Origin of the sequence: Micromonospora carbonacea (assembly GCF_014205165.1) — a bacterium.
Lineage (GTDB): Bacteria > Actinomycetota > Actinomycetes > Mycobacteriales > Micromonosporaceae > Micromonospora > Micromonospora carbonacea.
In genome coordinates, this window is record NZ_JACHMZ010000001.1 from 5,320,069 (window position 1) to 5,340,644 (window position 20,576).

14 protein-coding genes are annotated in these 20,576 nt (G+C 74.0%); 2 read left to right on the plus strand and 12 right to left on the minus strand.

Features of this window, described 5'->3' with window-relative positions:
- Positions 1-63: 63 nt before the first annotated feature.
- The 4 genes from HDA31_RS22215 to HDA31_RS22230 all read right to left on the minus strand — a co-directional run bounded on the left by HDA31_RS22215 (position 64) and on the right by HDA31_RS22230 (position 5,697).
- Complete coding sequence (locus HDA31_RS22215; RefSeq protein ID WP_178063735.1) at positions 64-2,082, minus strand: DUF2075 domain-containing protein; 2,019 nt, start codon at positions 2,080-2,082, stop codon at positions 64-66.
- A gap of 109 nt (positions 2,083-2,191) precedes the next feature.
- A complete protein-coding gene (locus HDA31_RS22220; protein WP_178063734.1) occupies positions 2,192-4,096 on the minus strand; it encodes a DUF2075 domain-containing protein in 1,905 nt (634 codons plus the stop codon).
- Between the two features lie 95 nt (positions 4,097-4,191).
- Positions 4,192-4,569, minus strand: a complete 378-nt coding sequence (locus HDA31_RS22225; protein ID WP_178063733.1) for a nucleotide pyrophosphohydrolase — start codon at positions 4,567-4,569, stop codon at positions 4,192-4,194.
- A gap of 78 nt (positions 4,570-4,647) precedes the next feature.
- Positions 4,648-5,697, minus strand: a complete 1,050-nt coding sequence (locus tag HDA31_RS22230; protein WP_178063732.1) for a helix-turn-helix domain-containing protein — start codon at positions 5,695-5,697, stop codon at positions 4,648-4,650.
- A gap of 135 nt (positions 5,698-5,832) precedes the next feature.
- Here HDA31_RS22230 and HDA31_RS22235 point away from each other — a divergent pair, with 135 nt between their 5' ends.
- Entirely contained in the window at positions 5,833-6,303 is a 471-nt protein-coding gene (locus HDA31_RS22235; RefSeq protein WP_178063731.1) for a DUF2690 domain-containing protein, read from the plus strand.
- A 111-nt stretch (positions 6,304-6,414) separates the two neighbouring features.
- On the opposite strand, the gene HDA31_RS22240 is transcribed toward HDA31_RS22235, so the two are convergent.
- From HDA31_RS22240 to HDA31_RS22270, 7 genes are all read right to left on the minus strand, one after another.
- A complete protein-coding gene (locus HDA31_RS22240; RefSeq protein ID WP_178067148.1) occupies positions 6,415-8,073 on the minus strand; it encodes a SulP family inorganic anion transporter in 1,659 nt (552 codons plus the stop codon).
- Positions 8,074-8,090: 17 nt separating this feature from the next.
- Entirely contained in the window at positions 8,091-8,486 is a 396-nt protein-coding gene (locus HDA31_RS22245) for an ArsR/SmtB family transcription factor (RefSeq protein ID WP_246384468.1), read from the minus strand.
- 84 nt (positions 8,487-8,570) lie between these two features.
- Entirely contained in the window at positions 8,571-10,643 is a 2,073-nt protein-coding gene (locus tag HDA31_RS22250) for an FAD-dependent oxidoreductase (RefSeq protein ID WP_178063730.1), read from the minus strand.
- A 160-nt stretch (positions 10,644-10,803) separates the two neighbouring features.
- A complete protein-coding gene (locus HDA31_RS22255; protein WP_178063729.1) occupies positions 10,804-13,269 on the minus strand; it encodes a glycoside hydrolase family 2 protein in 2,466 nt (821 codons plus the stop codon).
- Positions 13,266-14,108, minus strand: a complete 843-nt coding sequence (locus HDA31_RS22260; protein WP_246384655.1) for a carbohydrate ABC transporter permease — start codon at positions 14,106-14,108, stop codon at positions 13,266-13,268. The genes HDA31_RS22255 and HDA31_RS22260 overlap by 4 nt, the downstream gene beginning before the upstream one ends.
- A 65-nt stretch (positions 14,109-14,173) precedes the next feature.
- Entirely contained in the window at positions 14,174-15,115 is a 942-nt protein-coding gene (locus tag HDA31_RS22265) for a carbohydrate ABC transporter permease (protein WP_178063727.1), read from the minus strand.
- A gap of 1 nt (position 15,116) precedes the next feature.
- Entirely contained in the window at positions 15,117-16,400 is a 1,284-nt protein-coding gene (locus tag HDA31_RS22270) for an ABC transporter substrate-binding protein (protein ID WP_178063726.1), read from the minus strand.
- Between the two features lie 302 nt (positions 16,401-16,702).
- On the opposite strand from HDA31_RS22270, the gene HDA31_RS22275 reads away from it, so the two are divergent.
- On the plus strand, positions 16,703-17,722 hold the full coding sequence (locus HDA31_RS22275) for a LacI family DNA-binding transcriptional regulator (RefSeq protein WP_074473747.1): 1,020 nt from the start codon (positions 16,703-16,705) through the stop codon (positions 17,720-17,722).
- Positions 17,723-17,749: 27 nt separating this feature from the next.
- Here the strand turns inward: HDA31_RS22275 and HDA31_RS22280 are convergent, their stop codons facing one another.
- Complete coding sequence (locus HDA31_RS22280) at positions 17,750-19,981, minus strand: putative bifunctional diguanylate cyclase/phosphodiesterase (RefSeq protein WP_246384654.1); 2,232 nt, start codon at positions 19,979-19,981, stop codon at positions 17,750-17,752.
- Between the last annotated feature and the right edge of the window lie 595 nt (positions 19,982-20,576).

Below are 20,576 nucleotides of genomic sequence, written 5' to 3' on the forward strand. Positions count from 1 at the left end.
TTGGGATCCGGTGGACGGTACCGGCCGTCGGATGCCCCGATAGTCAGAAACCCGACAGATAGCTCATTGATCCCCGTGCGGCCGAACGGGGTCAGGACGCACAGGGCCGGCCTCCTGCCCGGAAGGATGATCCTGTGTGGAGGGACGAGCCTGAGCCGGTGGCACGATCCGCGCCACGCCCGGGGCTTCGAAGGCACGCGGCACCCGGGCGGGAGGCACCAGCCCGGCCAGGAAGTCCTGGGTCTCCGGGTCCACCGAGTAGATCATGGTGCCCCGCATGCCCCTGGTGAGCAGCACCTTGTAGGCGTTGCGGATGAGCCGTTCCGCGTTCTGCCCCGGCAGTTGTCGCCGCCTGTCGAAGATGGCGCTGTCGTGGGACTCGACCGGCTGGCAGACCAGCTTTCCGTTACGAGCCACCAGGTCCCTGCCGAGAATGACGCCCGACCAGTCGTACTCGAAGCCCTGGGCGGTATAGATGCACCCGACCTGCTCGAAGCCACTCCGCTCGGTGGCCCAGTAGGAACCGGCCGGGATCCCCCGGGGCGGATGGTCGCCGGCGGCGTTCCACGGCTTCGACCACGACCCGATCCTGACGTCGGGTACGAGCTGGCGGCCCCGGGGCTGCTCCGTCCAGGGCCAGCAGAAGCCGGCGGAGATCCGCGCCGAGCCGCCACCGTCGTGCGCCCACCGCAGCAGGGCCTCCATCTGCTGCGGCGAGTCCGCGAGAGCCAGCCGGAAGCTATCGTCACCGGCCCAGGCATAGGGACGGGTCCCTGCCAGGCCCAGCAGATGCAGCACCCACCGTTCGTAGCGAGGGCTGCCACCGCAGCGGAACTGCGCGCCCAGGTGGACGAAATCGACCTCCAGATCGAGCCGTTCAGCCGCGCTCCGGATCATGGCGACGCTGCCCACCTCGTTCGGCCGCACCACCTGGTCGTCGTCGAGCAGGAAGACCGGGACCTTGGCCACCTCGATGAGTTCCTGCACCTGCGGCTTGCTCCCCCGGCGATCACCACGGGTCGACCGGTTGCGGATCCGGTGGGCCTCGTCGCAGATCAGCACGTCGAGGCTGTCCGGCGGCTCGTTCATGAAGTCCATGAAGTAGTGGAACATCGGAGCGGTCCGCTGCTGCGGGTCGAAGGGGCGGCTCCTGGCGTACCGCTGCACGGTCTTCCTGAACGCCCTTGAGCCCGTGGCGTGCGCGACCGAGCGCCTCTCCCGCGCCAGGCTGGCCATCAGCGTCAACGCGATGGCGCTCTTGCCGCTGCCCGGCCCACCGGACACCAGCACCACCCTCTTACGCCGGCCCTGGTCCGCCCAGCGCACGCCCCGCATGACCAGCTCGTACGCCGCGCGCTGCTCGTCGAGCAGGACGAGATGCCGGCGGTTCTCCACCTCCTCGGCGGTGACCGCCAGGAGTTGCCTGCTGGGGCGGACGGGTGCCTGCAGCAGGCGCCGCGCCGCCGCCGCATCCCGCCAGGGCGCGAACCGCCCCGCCAGATACTCCTGTAGTTGCCCGACGCGGTCCCGGGTGAAGACCATGCGTCGGCGGTCCAGGGCCGCGTCATCGCCGACGGGCAGCGTGGGGATCCTTCGGCTGTCCGCGTTGTGCAGGTACGCCAGGCCGTGCACCGAGTCCGGCCACTCCCAGAGGACGGGCAGGAAGTCCTCCAGATAGGAGCAGTACGCCTGCACCTGCAGCGCGGGATGCACCTGGGGGTCCACGAGCCCCGGCACCCGGACCAGCTTCTCCGCCTCGTCGTAGACCGTTGCCGTGCTCCACTGCTTGAGTTCCACGACGAGGTAGGCCGGACGTCGGGAGGCCAGCCCCGCACCAGCGAGGATCACGTCGATCCGCCGGCTGCTGCGGGGAAGCTGGCACTCCACGAGCGCGTCGAGATCCGCGAGACCCGCGCTGACGAGTTGTTCGGCCAACGCGGGAAGACTGCGCTGCCAGGACGATCGCTCGCTGTCGGACACCCGGAACCCCGCGCGGGCCAGATGGGCTCCCACCCGCCCAGCCAACTGCCCCGTCTCGGCCAGATCCAGGATCTGCTTGGGCGTGGTCTGGAATGCGAGCAAGTGAGGAGCCCCCCGGCACGAAGATCTCGCGCGGTGGGGGCGTGTCCTGGTGGGAAGCCCGTCGGTCCGCTGAACCGACGGTCACTGTAGCTACACTCTCCGGTCGACGCTACCCGGCATCTCGCGCGAAACGGACCACCGGCGGCTGCTCCACCCGCACCAGCCCACTCAGGTACTCACGCGTCTCCGGGTCCGTCGCGTACAGCACCGTGCCCCGCATCCCCCGCGTCAACAGCACCTTGTACGTGTTGCGGATGAGCCGGTCCGCCTCCTCGTCGCTGACCGCCTTGCGGCTGCGGAACGCCGGATCCCTCGACTCCTCCCGCCGGGTCACCAGCCGACCGTCCCGGGCCACCAGGTCCGGGCCGATGATGACGCCCGACCAGTCGTACTCGAAGCCCTGCGCGGTGTAGACGCAGCCGACCTGCCCGAAGCCGTTCGGATCGGTGGCCCAGTACGCGCTGCCCGGGGCGTCGCCGACGCTGCGGTCGCTCTTGACGTTCCACGGCCGGGCCCAGCCGCCGACCGTCACGTCCGGCACCAGCGTGCCGTCCGGCCTCGGGTCGCTCCACGGCCAGCAGTAGCCGGCCGACATCCTGGCCGTGCCGCCGTCCGCCTGCCGGTCGGCGAGCCACTCCTCCAACTCCTGCGGCGAGTCGACGACCCGCACGTCGAACCGGCCGTCGCCGGACCACACCGTCGGGTCGCCGCCGTCGAGGCCGAGCAGGTCCAGGACCCACTGCTCGTACGCCTCGCTGCCGCCGCAGCGGAACTGGTCGTGCAGCGAGACGACGTCGACCTCCAGCCCCAGCTTCTCCGCGAACGCCGAGATGACCTCGACGTTACCCAGCTCACCGGGCTTGACCACCTGGTGCTCGTCGAGGAGGAAGACCGGCACCCGGGCGACGGAGACGAGTTCCTCCAACTGCGGCCGGGCCCGGTCGCGGCGCGCCTTCGTCGTGTAGCGGTTCACCGACGTCTCGCGCACCCGGTGCGCCTCGTCGCAGATCAGCACCTCGATGTCGTTGGTGCCGGCGTCCATGAAGCTGTTGAAATACTTGAACATGCTCTGCAGGCGGGTGGACCCACGCCCCGCGTAGCGGCGCAGGGTCTGGGTGAACGACCGGGAGCCGGTGGCGTGCAGCACCGACCGGTCCTGGCGGGCCAGCTCGCCGAGGACCGACAGGGCGATCACGCTCTTGCCGCTGCCCGGCCCGCCGGCCACCACCACGGCCCGCTTGCGGTTCGCCGTCCGGGCCCGCTCCACGGCATGCATGACCAGCTCGTACGCCACGTGCTGCTCGTCGAGGAGGGTGAAGTTCGACCGTTCCTTCAGCTCCGCCGCCGCGTACGCCAGCAGGTGCCGGCTGGGACGTACGGTGCTGGCCAGGAAGCGGTCGGCCGCGCCCGCTCCCGAGCCGGCGGCGAACCGGCCGCGCAGGTGGTCGAGCCACCGGCCCCGGCGCTGCCCGGTGAAGATCCGGCTCTGCTCGGTGGCCGGCCGGTCGAGCAGGTCGGCCACGTCCCGGTCCACCGCGTTGTGCAGGTACGCCGCCCCGTGCAGGCGCTGCGGCGCCCGCCCGAGGACGCCGAGGAAATCGGTGAGGTAGCGGCAGTAGTCGGCGACCTGGATCCCGGGGTGCAGCCGCGGCCCCCGGACGTTTTCGACGGCCACCAGGGTGTCGGAGTCCTCGTAGGCCGTGGCGTAGCTCCACTGCTTGAGCTCCACCACGAGGTACGAGTCGTCCCCGGTGCGCGGGTCGGACCCCGCCAGGACCGCGTCGACGCGGCGGCTGGTCAGCGGGAGCTGGTACTCCACCAGCACCTCGACCTGGCCGAGACCTGCGTCGACGAGGTCCTGCGCCAGCACCGGCAGGCTGCGCGCCCAGGCCCGCTTCTCGGCGGGCGCCACCCCGTGGCCGCCGCTCCTGAGCCGCTCCGCCAGCACCTCGACCAGTGTGTCGTCGGCGGCGAGGCGCAGCAGACCAGCAGCAGACGAACGGTACGCCGACATGGGGAACGCCTCCGGGCAGCACAAGGTTCCGGGCGGGCCCTCGCGCGCGGGCCGCTCTTCGTCCCGGAACCCTACCCAGCCGGATCGAATGCGGGCTACGCGCGCGGCGCCTTGGCGGCCGACCCCCGCACCACGTCCGCCGGGTACCGCCGGGCCGCCTCCGCCAGCTTGTCGTCCGCCGCCGAGAGCAGATCGATTCCCAGCACATCGGCCAGCCGGGTCAGGTAGATCATGACATCACCGATCTCGGCGCGAACGCGGCCACCCAGCTCCGCGTCGGCCATCAGGTGGACCGACTCGTCGGGCGTCAGCCACTGCAACTCGGCCAGCAGCTCGCCGACCTCGCCCGCCAGCGCCATCGCCAGGTTCTTCGGCGTGTGGAACCGCTGCCAGTCCCGCTCGTCCGCGAACCGCCGGAGCTGCTCGGCGAGTTCCGCGACGGTGGCCGCACCGCTCTTGTCGTTGCCGTTCATGAGGCTATCCAACGTCATGTCGGGGAGATGGGGGTGTCCTGGGCGCGGGATAGCCCCATGTCCCCGACATGACGTCGGTCAGGGGATCGGGCGGACCTGGGTGGCGCCCCGGTAGCAGCCCGTGCGCCCCGGCGGCGACGTCCAGCCGTCGCCGGTGATCCGCACCTCGGCCCAGACACAGCTCCGGGTGCTGGTCAGCAGGTTGCCGTAGGACGAGATGCCGGCGTAGTCGATGGTGAAGTCCCGGCTGCGGGCCGGGGCGTCGCCGTCGGTGACGGTCAGCACCACCCGCGCCGGGCGGGGCACGGTCGGGGTGCCCGCCGGGGCCGGCATGAACCGGGGCCAGCTCGCCCCGCAGGCGGGCGAGTAGCGCAGCTCCACCATGCCGACGACCCGCTCGTCGACCAGCACGGCGGCGCTGTCCACGGTGGCCACGGCGGGGTCGGCGGCGCAGCCGGCGTCCTTCGGGTCCGCCCCGTCGCGCACCTCGACGGCCGGAGCGGGCCCGGTGGACGTCGGCGACCCGGCCCCCGCCGGCGAGGTGGGGGCGGGCGGCGGGCGGTCCGCGGAGCGCCAGCCGAGCGACGCGAGCCCGACGACGAGTGCCAGCAGCAGCCCCGCGCCGGCGGCGGGGAGCAGCAGCCGGCGGCGGGACCGGTCAACCGGTGCCGGGGGCGGCAGCGCCTCGGCGGGCGGCCCGGCCGCCCCGGCGACAGCTCCGGGACCGCCACCGGCCACGACAACGCCTGAGCCATGGGTCGCGGCAGCACCCGGAGCCCCGGCCACGACAGCGCCCGAACCACCGGTCGCGGCGGCGCTCGGAGCACCGGCCACGCTCGGCGCACCGGCCACGGCAGTCGCGGGCGCGGCTGCGGCGACCTGCCGCCAGCGGCGGGCCCAGGCCGCCTCGTCGCCGCCGAGCGCGCGGACGTATGCGAGGGTGGTGTCGAGGGTGGGCAGCCTCCGCCCGCCGGCCGCCTCGGACAACGAGCTGGACGAGCGGTGGGCCCGGCGGGCCAGCGCCTGGTAGGTGGGCCGTCCGGCCTGCTCGCGCAGCCTGCGCAGCTCGGCGGCGAAGGCCTGCACGGGGTCGGCGTCGGGGTCGAGGGGGCGCTCCGCCCGGGCCATCCTGGCTCCTCGGATTGATTGACCAGCGCCGGCATTGATTGTCCAGCGCCACACAGCGTAGAGACGACCGCCCGCGGAAGGTAGAGATGGAGGTCGATTCATCGCCGAAGATCGGCTATCCACTGTGGAGGAAAGATGACTACCGCATCCCGTACGCCGAGGGCCGCCCGCCGGGCGCTGGCCGTCGTGGCCGCCGGTGCCCTGGCCGCCGCCAGCCTGCTCGTGGCGAGCCCGGCGAGCGCCGCCTGCCCCTCCTCCGGCTGCGACGGCAGCGACCCGATCAGCACCGGCTGCTCGGCCGACGCCCGCAACGCGACCAGCCAGCCGGCGTACATCATGAAGGGCGCGACGACGCTGGCCGTGGTGGAGCTGCGCTACAGCGCATCCTGCGGCACCAACTGGGGCCGGATCAACAACCGGGTGACCCCGAACAGCGTCAAGGTCAGCGCCTACCGGGAGAGCCCGTACAAGTCGACGCCGTGGTACGGCGGCACCGGCGCGCAGTACTACGGCGACCAGCTCTACGGCGACAACTCGGTGATCTGCGCGGTCGGCGAGGTCATCTACGGCGGCGTGACGTACACCAGCACGCCGCTCTGCGCGTGACCGGCGCGGGCGTCGACGCGGGCGTCGGCGCGGGCTGATCGACGCGGCGACCGTCAGCGGCCGCCAAAGCCGTCAGGGGCCGGCAGGGGCCGTCAAAGCCGTCAGGGGCCGTCAGGCGGTGGGCGCGCCCCGCAGCAGGCCCCGGGCGTACGCGATGGCCGCCGGGGTGTCCGGGAAGACCAGCCCGTCGCGGCGCAGCTCGTCGGCCACCCCGAGGGTGGCGAGCACCTGGTCGTGGCCGGGGGTGATGCCGGAGAGCAGCACGGTGATCCCCCGGCCCCGCAGCCGCCGGATCGCGTCGCCCAGCACGTGTGCCCCGGTGGCGTCCAGCGCCGAGACCCGGGACATCCGCAGGATGACCACCCGCACGTCGGCGACGTCGGAGAGCTGGAGCAGGAAGGTGTGCGCGGCGGCGAAGAAGAGGGGCCCGTCCAGCCGGTACGCCACGATGTGCTCGTCGAGCAGCGCGTGCTCCTCGGCGCTGTGCTCGCCCCGGTCGAGGGGCACCTGCTCCAGCCTGGCGCTGCGGGCCACCGCGCGCAGCGCGATCACGACCGCCACGGCGATGCCGACGGCCACGGCGGTCACCAGGTCCCACATCACGGTGACGGCGAAGGTGAGCACCAGCACCAGCGCGTCGCCCCGGGTGGCGCGGGCCAGGGCCAGGAGCGAGGCGGCCTCGACCATCCGTACGGTGGTGGCGAGCAGCACCCCGGCGAGCGCCGCGAGGGGAATGCGGCCGACGAGCGGCGCGGCGGCCAGCACGATCGCGGCGAGCGCGACGGCGTGGGTCAGCGCGGCCAGCTTCGACGACGCCCCGGCGCGCACGTTGACCGCGGTGCGGGCGATGGCGGCGGTGGCCGGGATGCCGCCGAACAGCGGGGAGGCGAGGTTGGCCAGCCCCTGCCCGAACAGCTCCCGGTCCGGGTCGTGCCGCTCGCCGACGGTCATGCCGTCGGCGACGGTGGCCGACAGCAGGCTCTCCAGTGCGGCGAGGGCGGCGACGGCGAGCGCGGAGGGCAGCAGCACGCCGACCGCGCCGGGGTCGAGGAAGCCCAGCGACGGCGCGGGCAGCCCCTGCGGCAGCGCGCCGATGCGGACCAGGTCGACCGGCGCGGCCTCCGCGAGGATCGTCGCGGCGGCGACCCCGACCAGGGAGAACGGCACGCCGGGCCGCCAGCGGCCGCCGAGCAGCATCAGCGCCGCGACGCCGAGGGCCACCGCGAGGGCCGCCGGCCGGGGGTGTACGACGAACCGGGCGACCGCGTCGGCGGCCACCGCCCACACCCGCTCGCCGTGCGCGTCTGTCACGCCGAGCGCGGCGGGCACCTGTTGCAGGGCGATGACCACGGCGATGCCGGCGGTGAAGCCCTCGATGACGGGGGTCGGCAGATAGCGGACGTAGCGGCCGAGGCGGGCCAGCGCGAGGGCGATCAGCAGGAGGCCGGCCAGCGCGCCGACCATCAGCACCCCGGTCGGGCCGAACTGCTGCACCACGGGCACCAGGACCACGGTCATCGCGCCGGTGGGGCCGGAGACCTGGAGGTTGGAGCCGCCGAAGACGGCGGCCACGGCGCCGGCGACGACGGCGGTGACCAGCCCGGCCTGCGCGCCGAGCCCGGAGGTGACGCCGAAGGCGAGGGCCAGCGGCAGGGCGACGATGGCCACGGTGAGGCCGGCGAGCAGGTCGCGGCGGGGCGAGCGGCGTACGGCGTGCCAGTCGGCGCGGCCGGGCAGCAGGCCGAGGACGCGGTCGCGGACGGCGGTCATCGCGGCTGTGGCGGCGCTCACCGGCCCGCACCGGGCCGCGAGCCGACCTCCCCGCTGGCGGCCGGAGCCGAGCCGGCAGCCGGCACGGAGTCGGCGCGCAGCTCGTCGAGGAGGGCGTCGCGGTCGGTGAGGACCGCGCCGAGGATGCGCCGCCCGGCGGCCAGCAGGTCGGCCACGTCGGGGGTGCTGAGGGAGTACACGACCAGGGGGCCGTCGCGGTGGGAGGCGACCATGCCTGCGCGGCGCAGCACGGCGAGCTGCTGGGAGAGGTTGGACGCCTCGACGTCGATGGCGAGGAGCAGGTCGCGGACGGGCTTCGGCCCGTCCTGGAGCAGTTCGAGCACGCGGATGCGCACGGGGTGCCCGAGGGTGCGGAACAGCTCGGCCTTGGCCTGGTACAGCGGCACGGACACCTGGGGACTCCCCGCTCGACGACCCATACGTGAAGACTTTAACACTTGCAGAAATCTTCAAGTCGAAGAGCGGGGACGCCCCCCTCAGGCCGCCGGGACGAACCGGACGGCGTCGGCCACCACGTACCCGTCGGTGCCCTCCGTGCGGATCAGCACGCTGCCCGCCGACCCCGCCGCGAACTCGTACGCCCCGAGCGACACCCACTGCCCGCCCGAGCCGCGCTGGTCGACCGTGCGGGTGGTCACGCCCCCGGCGTGCGCCACGTCCACCGGCACGTTGCTCGCCCGGTTCGGATCGGCCGTCCAGCGCAGCTGGACCGTCCACGTGCCGGCGGCCGGCAACGCCGGGGTGAACCGCAGCCGGTTGACGCCCTTGCCGGTGTTGCCGTCGTGCTCGTAGTCGGTGCCGTAGTAGCCGCCGACGTGGGTGCTGCCCACCCAGACCCCACCCCGGGTCACCCCGGCGGCGCGGTTGTCGACCACGATCTCGCCCTCGGCGGCGGGCGGCCAGGTGAGGATCTGCCCGTCGGCGCGCAGCCGGGCCTGGAGGGCGCCGACGTCGACCCGCTGCGCCGGCACGCCCGCGTCGAGGGCCAGCTTCGCCGCCGTCGCGGCGGACTGGGCGAGGATCATGAAGACCGGCTCCATCCGGATCGAGCCGTACGCGATGTGGCTGGCCGCCAGGCAGACCGGGACGAACAGGTTCGCGCACTGCCCCTGCGCGGGCACGATCGACCGGTAGCTGACCGGGTACGGCCCCGGCACCCCCACCTGCACGTCGCCCTCGTTCTTGACCACCCCGTTCACCACCACGCGCTGGCAGTTGTGCGAGTCCATCGTGTAGCTGGCCAGGCCGACCGAGTCGGCGACCCGCACCGCGCCCCGGCAGTCCCGCTCGGTCATCACGTAGTCGGCGAGCATCCGCCGCGCCTCGCGGACGTACAACTGGGGTGGCCAGCCGCCGGTGGCGGTGAACTCGTCGGCGGCCAGACCCCAGGCGGCGGTGTCGGCCCGGACCGACGCCGGCAGCCGGGGGTCGTTGGCCAGGAACCACAGCAGACCCTGCTGGTACGCCCGGTGCTCGGCCACCATGCTGTCCCGCTGCGCCCAGGTGGCCGTCGGGTACGCGTAGCCGGCCCCGATGAAGTCGGTGGAGAACGCGCCGGTGTTGTTGGAGTCGGTCTTGCCGCCGCCGACGCTCTGGGTGGTGAAGAACGGGCCGGTGTAGCCGGCCTGCACGTAGCGCAGCAGCAGCTCGTAGTCGGCCGGGTCGTAGCCGGCCGGCTTCGGGAACGGGATCCGGTCGGCGGCCCGGGTGAGGCACATCCGGAAGTTGTACGCCTGGATCCGGTCGTCGCCGGTGCCGTTGGGCGCGACGGGTGCGGCGGAGATGCCGGGCAGCAGGCCGCTCGCGGGGTTGCCCGGCGTCACGTACGGGTCGACGGGCAGGGTGAACTGGTGCGCCCCGCGCAGCTGCACCCCGTTGAGCGTCTCGCCGTACACCGAGTTGGCCTCCCGGCCCACCGTGTACGGCACCCCGGCCGCCGCCATCAGGTCGCCCTCGTACGTGGCGTCGACGAACATGCCGCCCGCGAAGATCCGCCCGTCGTCGGTGGCCAGGCCGGTGAGCCGGTCGCCCGCGCGGGTCACGGCGGCGAGCCGGGCGTCGAGGTGGACCGGGATCGCGTGCTCGGCGAGCAGGTCGGCGAAGACGGCGGCGACGACGTGCGGCTCGAAGACCAGCCGCATCGGGGAGGTGGGGGTGACGGCCGTGCCGGCGTACTTCGCGTGGACCCGGCGGTAGAACTCCCCGGCGAGGCCGCCGATGGCGGCGCTGGTGCCGCTGTCGGTGTAGCCGAGGCCGCCGGTGGTCAGCCCGCCGACGTGGCCGCCCGGCTCCACGATCAGCGCGGTGCCCCCCAGCCGGCGCATCTGCACGGCGGCCATGATCCCGGCCGACGTCGCGCCGTAGACGACCAGGTCGGCGGCGACCGTGGCGGCGGTGCGGGCGGGCCGGCCGGCGGCGGGCGACCCGGCGCTGGGCAGCCCAGGGCCGGCGGCGGCCCGGGCCGGCTGGCCGAGGCCGGTGACGGCGGGGGCGAGGAGGGTGGCGCCGCCGAGGCGCAGCAGGCGGCGGCGGTCGAGCGGGAGCGGCATCGCGCAGGCCCTTCGGGGAAAGGGGAAAGGCGCGCGCCGCCGCACCTCGGGAACGCATCGACTCTCGTGCATGCACTCGGCTGCTGTCAAGCGCCTGCGGGGTGATTGGAGGGGCCCCTTCCTATACAGAAAGCGTTAACAAGGGGCCCCTCCTTGCACCTCAGTTCACCGTGCGCAGGACGGGGCGGGCGGTGAGGGCCGCCGCGGGCAGCGGGCGCGGGGCCCGCACCGTGAACGTCGCCGACTCCCCCGGCAACAGCGTCACCAGGGCCTCGTCGACCTCGGCGGCCGGGTCGAGCCGGTCCGGGAACAGGGTCAGGTCGCGCAGGAACGTGCGGGCGGTGACGCATACCCGCTGCCCGCCGTCGACCTGCTCGACCGTGGCGCCGTACTCCGCCGCCGGCCAGTCGGCGTCGCGGTCCTCGGCGAAGAACCAGAACGCCCGCCCGGCGTCGCCCGCCTCGGCGACCAGCAGCTCCCGCCGGGGCTCCTCCGGCCGGGCCAGGTCCGCCGGCAGCGCCAGCTCCACCTTCCCGTACGCGGGCACGTCGAGGTCGTACGCCGACTTCGCCCTCGGCTCGCCGTCCGCCGTGACCCGGGTGACGGCGGCGGGGGCCCGCCACGGCTGCCCGGTCTCGTTGACGGCCACCAGCGCCAGCCCGCCGTCGCGGGGCTGGACGGTGAGCAGCCGGTCGGCGTACGCGCGGCGCAGCGCGTACCACAGGGGTTTGCGCCGGCCGTCGCCGTCGACGGCCGCCCAGGAGGTGACGGGCCAGCAGTCGTTGAGCTGCCACACGATGGCGCCCATGCACACCGGCCGGTGCGAGCGGAAGTGCTCCACCCCGAGCTGGATGGCGCGGGCCTGGTTGAGCTGCGTGAAGTAGTGCCACTCGGCGAAGTCGGCCGGCGGGGGCAGGTGCGCGTCCAGGCCCCGCCGGAGCTTCGCGTCGCCGTCGATGGCCTTCTGGTGGTGGGCCATCCCCGGCGAGTCGGGGGCGAGCGGGTCGTCGGAGATGGCCCGGCGCAGCGTCGCGTACGCCGGGGGCGCCTGGTAGCCGAACTCGGCGACGAACCGGGGCAGGTACTCGCGGTACTTCGGGTAGTCGTCGGTGTTCCACACGTCCCAGATGTGCATGCTGCCGCGCGCCGGGTCGTTGGGGTGGACGTCCTCGGTGCCCGACCAGGGGCTGCCCGGCCAGTACGGGCGGGTCGGGTCCAGCTCGGCGACGATCGCCGGCAGCAGCTCCAGGTAGTAGCCCCGGCCCCAGGTGCGGCCGGCGAGGCGCTCCTGCCAGCCCCAGTCGTGCCAGGCCCAGATGTTCTCGTTGTTGCCCGTCCACAGCACCAGCGACGGGTGGGCGGCCAGCCGGGTGACCTGTTCGCGCGCCTCGGCCTCCACCTCGGAGCGGAACGGCTCCTCCTCCGGGTAGGCCGCGCAGGCGAACAGGAAGTCCTGCTGCACCAGCAGCCCGAGGGAGTCGGCCAGCTCGTAGAAGTCCTCCGACTCGTACCGGCCGCCGCCCCAGACGCGCAGCAGGTTGATGTTCGCCCCGACGGCCTGGTCGAAGCGGTGCGCCAGCCGCGCCCGGGTGACCCGGTCGGGGAACGCGTCGTCGGGGATCCAGTTGGCCCCCCGGACGAACACCGGCACGTCGTTCACGACCAGCGTGAACGCGGAGCCGTGCGCGTCGGGCGCGGTGTCCAGGCGCACGGTGCGGAAGCCGATCCGGCGGGACCAGGCGTCCAGCTCCCGGCCGTCGGCGGCGTGCAGGGTCACGTCGAGGGGGTGCAGCGGCTGGTCACCGTACCCCCGGGGCCACCACAGCGCGGGGTCGCGGACCTCGACGGTCAGCGCGGCCGTGCGCTCCCCCGCCGCGACGACGGCCTCGGCGGCGGCCCCGGCCACCGTGGCGCGGACGGTGACCGGCCCGTCGGCGGCCTGCCCGGCGGAGGTGGCCTGCCCGGCGGCGGCGCGCTCGACCTCGACGGCCACCTCGACTCGGCCGACACCGTCGGCGACGGTGACCAGCGGCCGGACCGTCGCGAGCCGGGCCGTGGACCAGGCGTGCAGGCCGATGTCCTGCCAGATGCCGGCGGTGACGAGCGTCGGCCCCCAGTCCCAGCCGAAGTTGCAGGCCGTCTTGCGGATGAAGTGGAAGGGCTCGGGGTACGCGTTGGGCCGGTCGCCGAGCCGGTCCCGGTGCGCCTCGGCGTAGCGGTAGGGCGAGTCGAACCGGACGGTCAGCGTGTTGGCCCCCGGCCGCAGCGCGTCCGCCACGGCGAAGCGGTAGCCGCGGTGCATGTTCTCGGATCGGCCGACCTCGACGCCGTTGACGGCGAGCGTGGCGACCGTGTCGAGGCCGGCGCAGACCAGGTCGACCCGGTCGGCGTCGCCGGCCGGCGCGTCGAACGTGGTCTCGTAGACCCAGTCGGTGCGCCCGATCCACGCCAGCGCCGTCTCGTTGTCGTCGAGGTAGGGGTCGGGGATCAGCCCGGCGGCGAGCAGGTCGGTGTGCACGCAGCCGGGCACGCTCGCCGGGACCGACCGGCCCGCCACCTGCGGCGGCGCCTGGCCGCCGGCGACGGCCCGCAGCAGCCAACCCTCGTGCAACGATTGCCGGATCACGACTTCACCGCGCCTTCCATGATTCCGCGGACGATCTGACGCCCGCCGACGAACAGCATGACCAACAGGGGGATCGTGGCGACGAACGCGCCGGCCAGCACCCGCCGGTAGATCACGTAGTTGCCGCTGGCCAGGTCGGAGATGGCCACCATCGAGGTGGGGAAGTCGGTGCCGCTGAGCGTGATCAGCGGCCACTGGAAGTCGTTCCAGGTGGCCACGAACGTCAGCAGGCCGAGCACCGCGAGGGCGGGCCGGATCGCCGGCAGCACCATGCTCCGGTAGATCCGCATGGTGGTCGCGCCGTCCACCCGCGCCGACTCGACCAGCTCGTCGGGGACGGAGTTGACGATGAACTGGCGCATGTAGAACACGCCGAACGCGGTGACCAGGCCGGGCGCGACGACGGCGAGCAGGGTGCCGTTCCAGCCGAGCTTGCCCATCACGATGTAGAGCGCCACGATGCCGAGCTGGTTGGGCACGGTGAGGGTGAGCACCACGAACAGCATCAGCCAGCCGCTGCCCTTGAACCGCAGCTTGGCGAACGCGAAGCCGGCCAGCGAGCAGAAGAACAGCACCGAGGCGGTGACCACGGTGGAGACGACGAGACTGTTGATCAGGCCGGCGGCGAAGAAGACGTCCTGGAGGGAGAAGACCTCCTCCAGGTTGACCAGGAACCGGTCGCCGGGCACGACCGCCGGGGGGATCATCGCGAGGGCCTCGTCGTCGCTGGTGGCGATGACGAACATCCAGTACAGCGGGAAGACCGAGAAGAGGATCGTCACGGCCAGCAGCAGGTACGTGCCGAGGCCCGCCGGAGTGTCCTGCGGGGCGCGGCCCATCAGCCGGGCCCGCCGGCCCCGGGGCGCGGGGACCTGCGCGACTGGCCTGCGCGCGGTGTCGACGCTCATGTGCGGCCTCCGGACAGGCGGCTCGTCAGCCAGGTGTTGATGCCGGCGATGACGAGGATGATCAGGAACAGGGCCCAGGACATCGCGGCGGCGTAGCCGAGGTTGAGGTCCTTCCAGCCCACCTTGTAGATGAGCTGGGCGATGGTCTGCCACTCGCCGTTCGGGCCGCCGGTGGCCGCCTGCGCGTTGAGGTCGAACAGCATCGGCTCGGTGAAGAGCTGGAGCCCGCCGATGGTGGAGAGCACGACGGTGAACACGACGACCGGCTGGATCATCGGCACGGTGATCCGCCAGAGCTGCTTCCACGGGCCCGCGCCGTCGATGGCCGCCGCCTCGTAGACGTCGCGGGGGATGGACTGCATCGCCGCCAGGTAGAGCAGCGCGTTGTAGCCGATCCACTTCCAGTTGACCATGGTGGCGACGGCGATCCAGGAGTGCAGCTTGTCGGCCCGCCAGTCGATCGGCGCGTCGCCACCGCCGAACGGGCCGAGCAGCCAGTTGGCCAGGCCGAAGTCGCGGGAGAAGAAGACGCTGAACACCATCGTGGAGGCGACGATCGGCGTGACGTACGGCAGCAGGACGCCGACCCGCCACCAGGTCTGGGCGCGCAGCCTGCGGTTGAGCAGCGAGGCGAGCACCAGGGCGAGCAGCAGTTGCGGCACCGAGGAGAGCAGGAAGATGCCGAAGGTGTTGTAGAGGGCGTTCCAGAAGTCCTCGTCGCCGGCGAGCCGGGTGAAGTTGTCGAGCCCGGCCCAGTACGGCAGCGTCGGGTCGTCCAGCTCGTAGTTGCGCAGCGCCACCACGCCGTTGAACAGCAACGGGAACAGGCCGAAGACGGCGAACAGCAGGAAGAAGGGCGCGATCATCAGGTACGGCAGGTAGCGCATGTCGAAGCGGTACAGCCGGTCGCGCCAGGTGAGCCGCCGGGTGTCGGGCATGTCAGGACCTGCTGGCCTTCTCGGCCTCCTTGACCGCCTCGGCCCAGGCGGCGTCCGGCTTGAGCGTCCCGTTCTCCACCCGTCGGATGACGTTCTCCACGTTCACCCGCGTCGGGCCGTTCTTCCTGCCCTGGTACTGCGGGGTGAGGCCCTGCGCCATCTTCGGGAAGATCTGCCCGACCGGGGCGTCGGTGAAGAACGGGTTCTTGAACTCGGCGATCGCCGGGTCGGCGTAGAGGGCCGGCTGCGACGGCAGGTTGCCGACCTTCTTGAAGATCTCGATCTGCTGCTCCGGCTGGACCAGCCACTCCAGCAGCTCGTACGCCTCGTCGACGTGCCTGCTCTGCTTGGGGATGGTCAGGAACGAGCCGCCCCAGTTGCCGCCGCCGCCGGGCACGGCCGCGATGTCCCACTTGCCCTCGGTGCCGGGGGCGGTGTCCTTGATGTGGCCGAGCATCCACGCCGGGCAGGCGAGGACGGCGAACGCGCCGCTGGTGAAGCCCTTGTCCCAGTCGGCCTGGAAGCTGACGAGCTTGGCGGAGATGCCGGCCTGGAGCGCCTTGACGGTGTAGTCGAAGGCGACCTTGGGGCCGCCGTCCATCCGGAGCTGCTCCTGCTCGTCGTAGAAGCCGGCCTGCTGCTGGCCGAGGATCGGGTTGAACAGGTTCGTGCCCGAGTCGATGAACTTCTTCCCCGTCGCGCCGGTGTACTGCTGGCCGACCTCGATGAACCTGTCCCAGGTGGGCCACAGCGCGGAGACCTGGTCGCGGTCGGTGGGCAGCCCGGCGGCCTTGAAGAGGTCGGTGCGGTAGCACATGGCCAGGCCGCCGACGTCGGTGCCGAGGCCGATCTGGGTCCTGCCGTCGGCGGAGAGCGTCTGCTTCCACTTCCAGGGCAGGTACTTGCTCTCGAACGACCCGGCGCCCTTGTCCAGCAGGTTGACGAACTTGTCGGACTGGCTGCGGAACTGCACGGCGTAGCCCTCGTCGATGGCGGCGATGTCCGCCGCGCCCGAGCCGGCGACGAGCTTCTTCTGGAGGTCCTCGTGCTGGGCGTTGTACTCGCCCGAGTTGAGCTGGATCCTGACGTCGGGGTGCGCGGCCTCGTACCTGGTCTTGAGGTCCTGGAGCCCGAAGTCGCCCCAGAAATTGATCTTCAGGGTGACCGTGCCGCCATCCGCGTCGCCGCCGCCGGTGGTGCTCCGGCCGCTGCACGCGGCCACCAGGGTCAGGCCGACCGCCCCCACGGCGACCGCGCGGGCCCAGTGGCTCCAGGACCGTCTCATGTCATCCTCCGAGCATGGTGGAACGCTCCCGACATCGAGAGACGTCGACTGAACCGGATAAGTGACGCCACCGTACGGGCCGGCTTCACCAGTGTCAACGGCCGGTTAACCAGGTGCCTTTTCCGTAACTTGTCGGCGTCTCGCGGGGCTTAACCGCGCAAGCGCCGCCCCGGGGCCGCGCCGCGCACGGGCCCCGGTGCCGCTCGGCGGCCGGGCCGGTTGCAGTAGCGTGAGGGCCGCCGGCCACCCCGGCAGCGTGCACCCGCCACGGGGGCGGGCCGAGCAAGTGGAGGAACACGCCGGTGAAGCGGCCGACCATCGCCGACGTCGCGCGGCGGGCCGGGGTCTCCAAGGGCGCGGTCTCGTACGCGCTGAACGGGCAGCCCGGCGTCTCCGAGGCGACCCGCCAGCGCATCCTGGCCATCGCCGCGGAGATCGGGTTCAGCCCGAGCAGCGCCGCCCGGGCGCTCTCCGGCGCCAGCGCCAACGCCGTGGGCCTCGCCCTGTGCCGCCCGGCCCGGATACTCGGCATCGAGCCGTTCTTCATGGAGCTGATCAGCGGCGTCGAGGCCGAGCTGTCCGCCCGCTCGTACGCGCTGACCCTCCAGGTGGTCGCCGACCCCGACGCCGAGATCGCGGTCTACCGCCGCTGGTGGGCCGAGCGCCGCGTCGACGGGGTATTCGTCTGCGACCTGCGCACCGACGACCGGCGGGTGCCGGCGCTGGAGGAGCTGCAACTGCCCGCCGTGGTGATCGGCGGTCCCGGGCACACCGGCGGGCTGGCCCACGTCTGGTCCGACGACGCCACGGCGCTGGTGGAGACCGTGGAATACCTGGTCGCCCTGGGGCACCGCCGCATCGCCCGGGTCGGCGGGCTGCCCTCGCTGCTGCACACCGAGGTCCGCAGCGACGCCTTCACCGAGGCGTGCGCCCGGCTCGGGCTCGACGAGTCGGTCACCGTCTGGTCGGACTACACCGGCGAGGAGGGGGCGCGGGCCACCCGCCGGCTGCTCAGCTCCCCGCACCGCCCCACCGCCGTCATCTACGACAACGACGTGATGGCGGTGGCGGGCCTGTCCGTGGCCCAGGAGATGGGCCTGACGGTCCCCGGCGACCTGTCCATCGTCGCCTGGGACGACTCACCCCTGTGCCAGCTCGTGCACCCGCCGCTCACGGCGCTGGGCCGGGACATCCCCGCGTACGGCGCGCACGCCGCCCGGCAGCTGCTCCAGGTGATCGCGGGCGAGCCGGTCAGCGGCGTGCAGGGCGAGACGGCGCACCTCACCCCCCGGGGCAGCACCGCGCCGCCCCGGGCACGGTGAGCCGGGGAGACTTAACCGGTTCAGCGGTCAGCGCGAGGCCGACGGGAACTCCTCGAGGTACGCCTCCACCCGCTCGGCGGTCGCCGGGCGGGCCAGCGCGTGGCCCTGCCCGTACCGGCAGCCGGCCCGCGCCGCCGCGTCGACCTGCGCCGGGGTCTCCAGCGCCGCCGCGACCACCTCCAGGCCGAGCCGTTGGCCGAGGCCGACCACCACGTCCGTCAGCGGCGGCCGGACCGCGCCGGCCGCGCCGGTCCCTCCCGCCGCGCCGGCCGGACAGGTCGCGCCGGCCGCACCGCCCATGCCGGCCCCGCCGGCCGGACCGCCCATGCCGGCCCCACCGGGCCGGTGCGCGGACGCCGCCGCCGGGGCCAGCTTCAACAGGTCGACCGGGAGCCGGCGGAGCTGGGCCAGCGAGGCGTGCTCGGCCCGGAAGCCGTCCAGGGCCGTGCGGACGCCGAGCGACCGCAGCCCGGCGAGCCGGGCCACCACCGCCGGCAGCTCCGGGCCGACGCGGGGCTCGGCCACCTCGACCACCAGCCGGTCCGCCGGGACCCCGTGGGCGGCCAGCACCGCCGCCGTGCGGCGGAGGAAGTCCGGCGCGGTCAGCTCCCCCGGGGTGACGTTCACCGACATCCACAGCCGCCGGTCGCCGGCCGACCAGTCGGCGAGCTGGCGGCACGCGCGGTCCAGCACCCAGCGGCCCACCTCGCCGATCAGGTCCAGGTCCTCGGCGACCGGCAGCAGCTCGGCCGGCAGCACCGTGCCCAGCACCGGGCTGCGCCAGCGCAGCAGCGCCTCCGTGCCCACCGGCAGCCGGTCGGCCAGCCCCAGCACCGGCTGGTAGACCAGGTCCAGCTCGCCCCGGGCCACCGCGCCGGGCAGCTCCCGCTCCAGGTCGAGCCGCCGCACCAGCTGCTCCTCCAGGTACGCGTCGTACCACTCGATGCGGTCCCGCCCGAGCTGGGCGGCCCGGCGGCGGGCCAGGTCCGCCTGGCGCAGCACGTCGTCGGGCCCCGCGCCGCGGACCTCGGCCAGGCCGATGTTGGCCTGCAACCGGACCTCGTCGTCACCCGCCATCCGGTACGGCTCCGCCAGCGCCGCCAGCAGCCGGTTGCCCAGCCCGTACGCGAGCACCGGGCCCGCGTCGGTGAGCACCGCGAACTCGTCGCCCACCAGCCGGGCCACCAGGTCCTCCGGGCCGGCCACGGCGCGCAGCCGGCGGGCCACCTCGACGACGACCGTGTCGCCGAACGCGTGCCCGCGGCCGTCGTTGACCACGCCCAGGCCGTGCAGGTCGACCACCAGCAGCGCCCCCGACCGGTCCCGACGGGCGCGCAGCTCGCGCAGCAGCTCCTGCCGGTTGGCCAGCCCGGTGAGCTGGTCGGTCGCGGCGAGCTGGTGCACCGCGCGTTCCAGCCGGCGGCGCTCGCCGACGTCGCGCACGTGCAGCACGAGCGCATGGACCTCGGGCACCCCACGCTGGTCGCTCACCGTGGACTCGGTCTCCCGCCACGCCCCGTGCCCGTCGCGCATCCGGGCCGGCAGCAGCGTCGGCCGGTCGCCCGCGAGCACCCGGTCGAGCAGCCGCGCGGCCTGCGGCGCGTCGTCGGGATGCAGCAGGTCCGCGAAGTGCCGGCCGAGCACGTCGGCGTCGGTGAGGGCGAAGAGCCGGGCCGCCGCCGGGGACTGCCAACGCACCCGCAGCGCGCCGTCCAGCAGCAGGATCAGGTCGTTGCCGCCGGAGACCAGGGCACGGAAGTGCGCCTCCTGCGCGGCGAGCCGGCCGGCGTACCGGCGGTTGTCGGTGGCGGAGATCAGCTCCCGGACGACCAGCGGAGGGATCACCGCCAGCCCGAGCACGACCATGCCGGTGGTGAACCCGCCGTAGACGGCCAGGTGCCCGGCGGCGGCCACGGTGGCGATGCCCGCGGGCGCGCTCACCCGGGGCCAGACCGGCGGCGGGCCGCCCGCCCGCCTCGGGTCGCCGGCGGCCACCCGCCGGACCCCGGCGGCGGTGAGCAGCACCCCGGCCACCAGGGGCGGCGCGGTCGCCAGGGCCGCCCGGTCCGGCGCGCCGTAGGCCAGCAGGACGATCAGCGCGAGCAGGCCGAACTGGGCGGCCCCGGTGCCCAGGAGGCAGACCGCCGCGCCCGGGCGGCGTCGCCAGTCGGCCAGCGCCGCCACGCCGACCGCCGCGAAGCCGAACCCGCCGGACGCCACCGCGATCCGGGCGGCGAGCGGGGCCTGCGCCGTCGGCATCAGCACCCAGGCGGCGAAGTGCAGACTCAGGCCCAGGCTGACGATGTCCGTCGCGTGCCGCACCCGGGCGCGCGCCGCCAGCCGGGCCCGGCCGGGCAGCAGGAGCAGCCCGACGGTGTGCAGCACGGCGGCCAGGCCGAGCCCCGCCGCGCCGACGGCGACGCGCAGGCCGGCGGCGACCAGGGGCAGCACGGCGACGGTCAGCCCGACGGTGAGCACCGCCGCGTGGAGCAGCCCGGCGGCGGGCCGCACCCGCGGGCCACGCCACGGGCCGGGCCGGTCGCCGCCGTCCCCGGCGGGGTCGTCGCCGCTGGCCGGGACGACCAGCCGGGACAGCCGGGCCCCGGCGAGGGCGCTGCCGGCGGCACCGGCGAGCGCCACCACGGCCAGCGGCGGGCCCGCGCCGGCCAGCCCGGCGAGGAGGAGCAGCGCCACCACCGCCAGCACCAGCAGGTCGGCGGGGCGCAGGCGGGGAACACCTGAGGGGTACGCGTCGGGCACGGCGGTCGCCTTCGTGAGGGGGCACGGGCGGGTGCGGTAGGGCGGTGCGGCCCGGCACGGCGGTTGCGGTCGCCGGACCGGGATGATCGGCGGT

What these genes read in the sequence shown, in the direction of transcription:
- HDA31_RS22280 (WP_246384654.1), bottom strand. Translation starts at nt 19,981, where the DNA reads ATGCCGACGGCGCAGGCCCCGCTCGCCGCCCGGATCGCGGTGGCGTCC.
- HDA31_RS22240 (WP_178067148.1), bottom strand. Translation starts at nt 8,073, where the DNA reads ATGACCGCCGTCCGCGACCGCGTCCTCGGCCTGCTGCCCGGCCGCGCC.
- HDA31_RS22260 (WP_246384655.1), bottom strand. Translation starts at nt 14,108, where the DNA reads ATGGGCCGCGCCCCGCAGGACACTCCGGCGGGCCTCGGCACGTACCTG.
- HDA31_RS22270 (WP_178063726.1), bottom strand. Translation starts at nt 16,400, where the DNA reads ATGAGACGGTCCTGGAGCCACTGGGCCCGCGCGGTCGCCGTGGGGGCG.
- HDA31_RS22250 (WP_178063730.1), bottom strand. Translation starts at nt 10,643, where the DNA reads ATGCCGCTCCCGCTCGACCGCCGCCGCCTGCTGCGCCTCGGCGGCGCC.
- HDA31_RS22265 (WP_178063727.1), bottom strand. Translation starts at nt 15,115, where the DNA reads ATGCCCGACACCCGGCGGCTCACCTGGCGCGACCGGCTGTACCGCTTC.
- HDA31_RS22225 (WP_178063733.1), bottom strand. Translation starts at nt 4,569, where the DNA reads ATGAACGGCAACGACAAGAGCGGTGCGGCCACCGTCGCGGAACTCGCC.
- HDA31_RS22230 (WP_178063732.1), bottom strand. Translation starts at nt 5,697, where the DNA reads ATGGCCCGGGCGGAGCGCCCCCTCGACCCCGACGCCGACCCCGTGCAG.
- HDA31_RS22220 (WP_178063734.1), bottom strand. Translation starts at nt 4,096, where the DNA reads ATGTCGGCGTACCGTTCGTCTGCTGCTGGTCTGCTGCGCCTCGCCGCC.
- HDA31_RS22235 (WP_178063731.1), top strand. Translation starts at nt 5,833, where the DNA reads ATGACTACCGCATCCCGTACGCCGAGGGCCGCCCGCCGGGCGCTGGCC.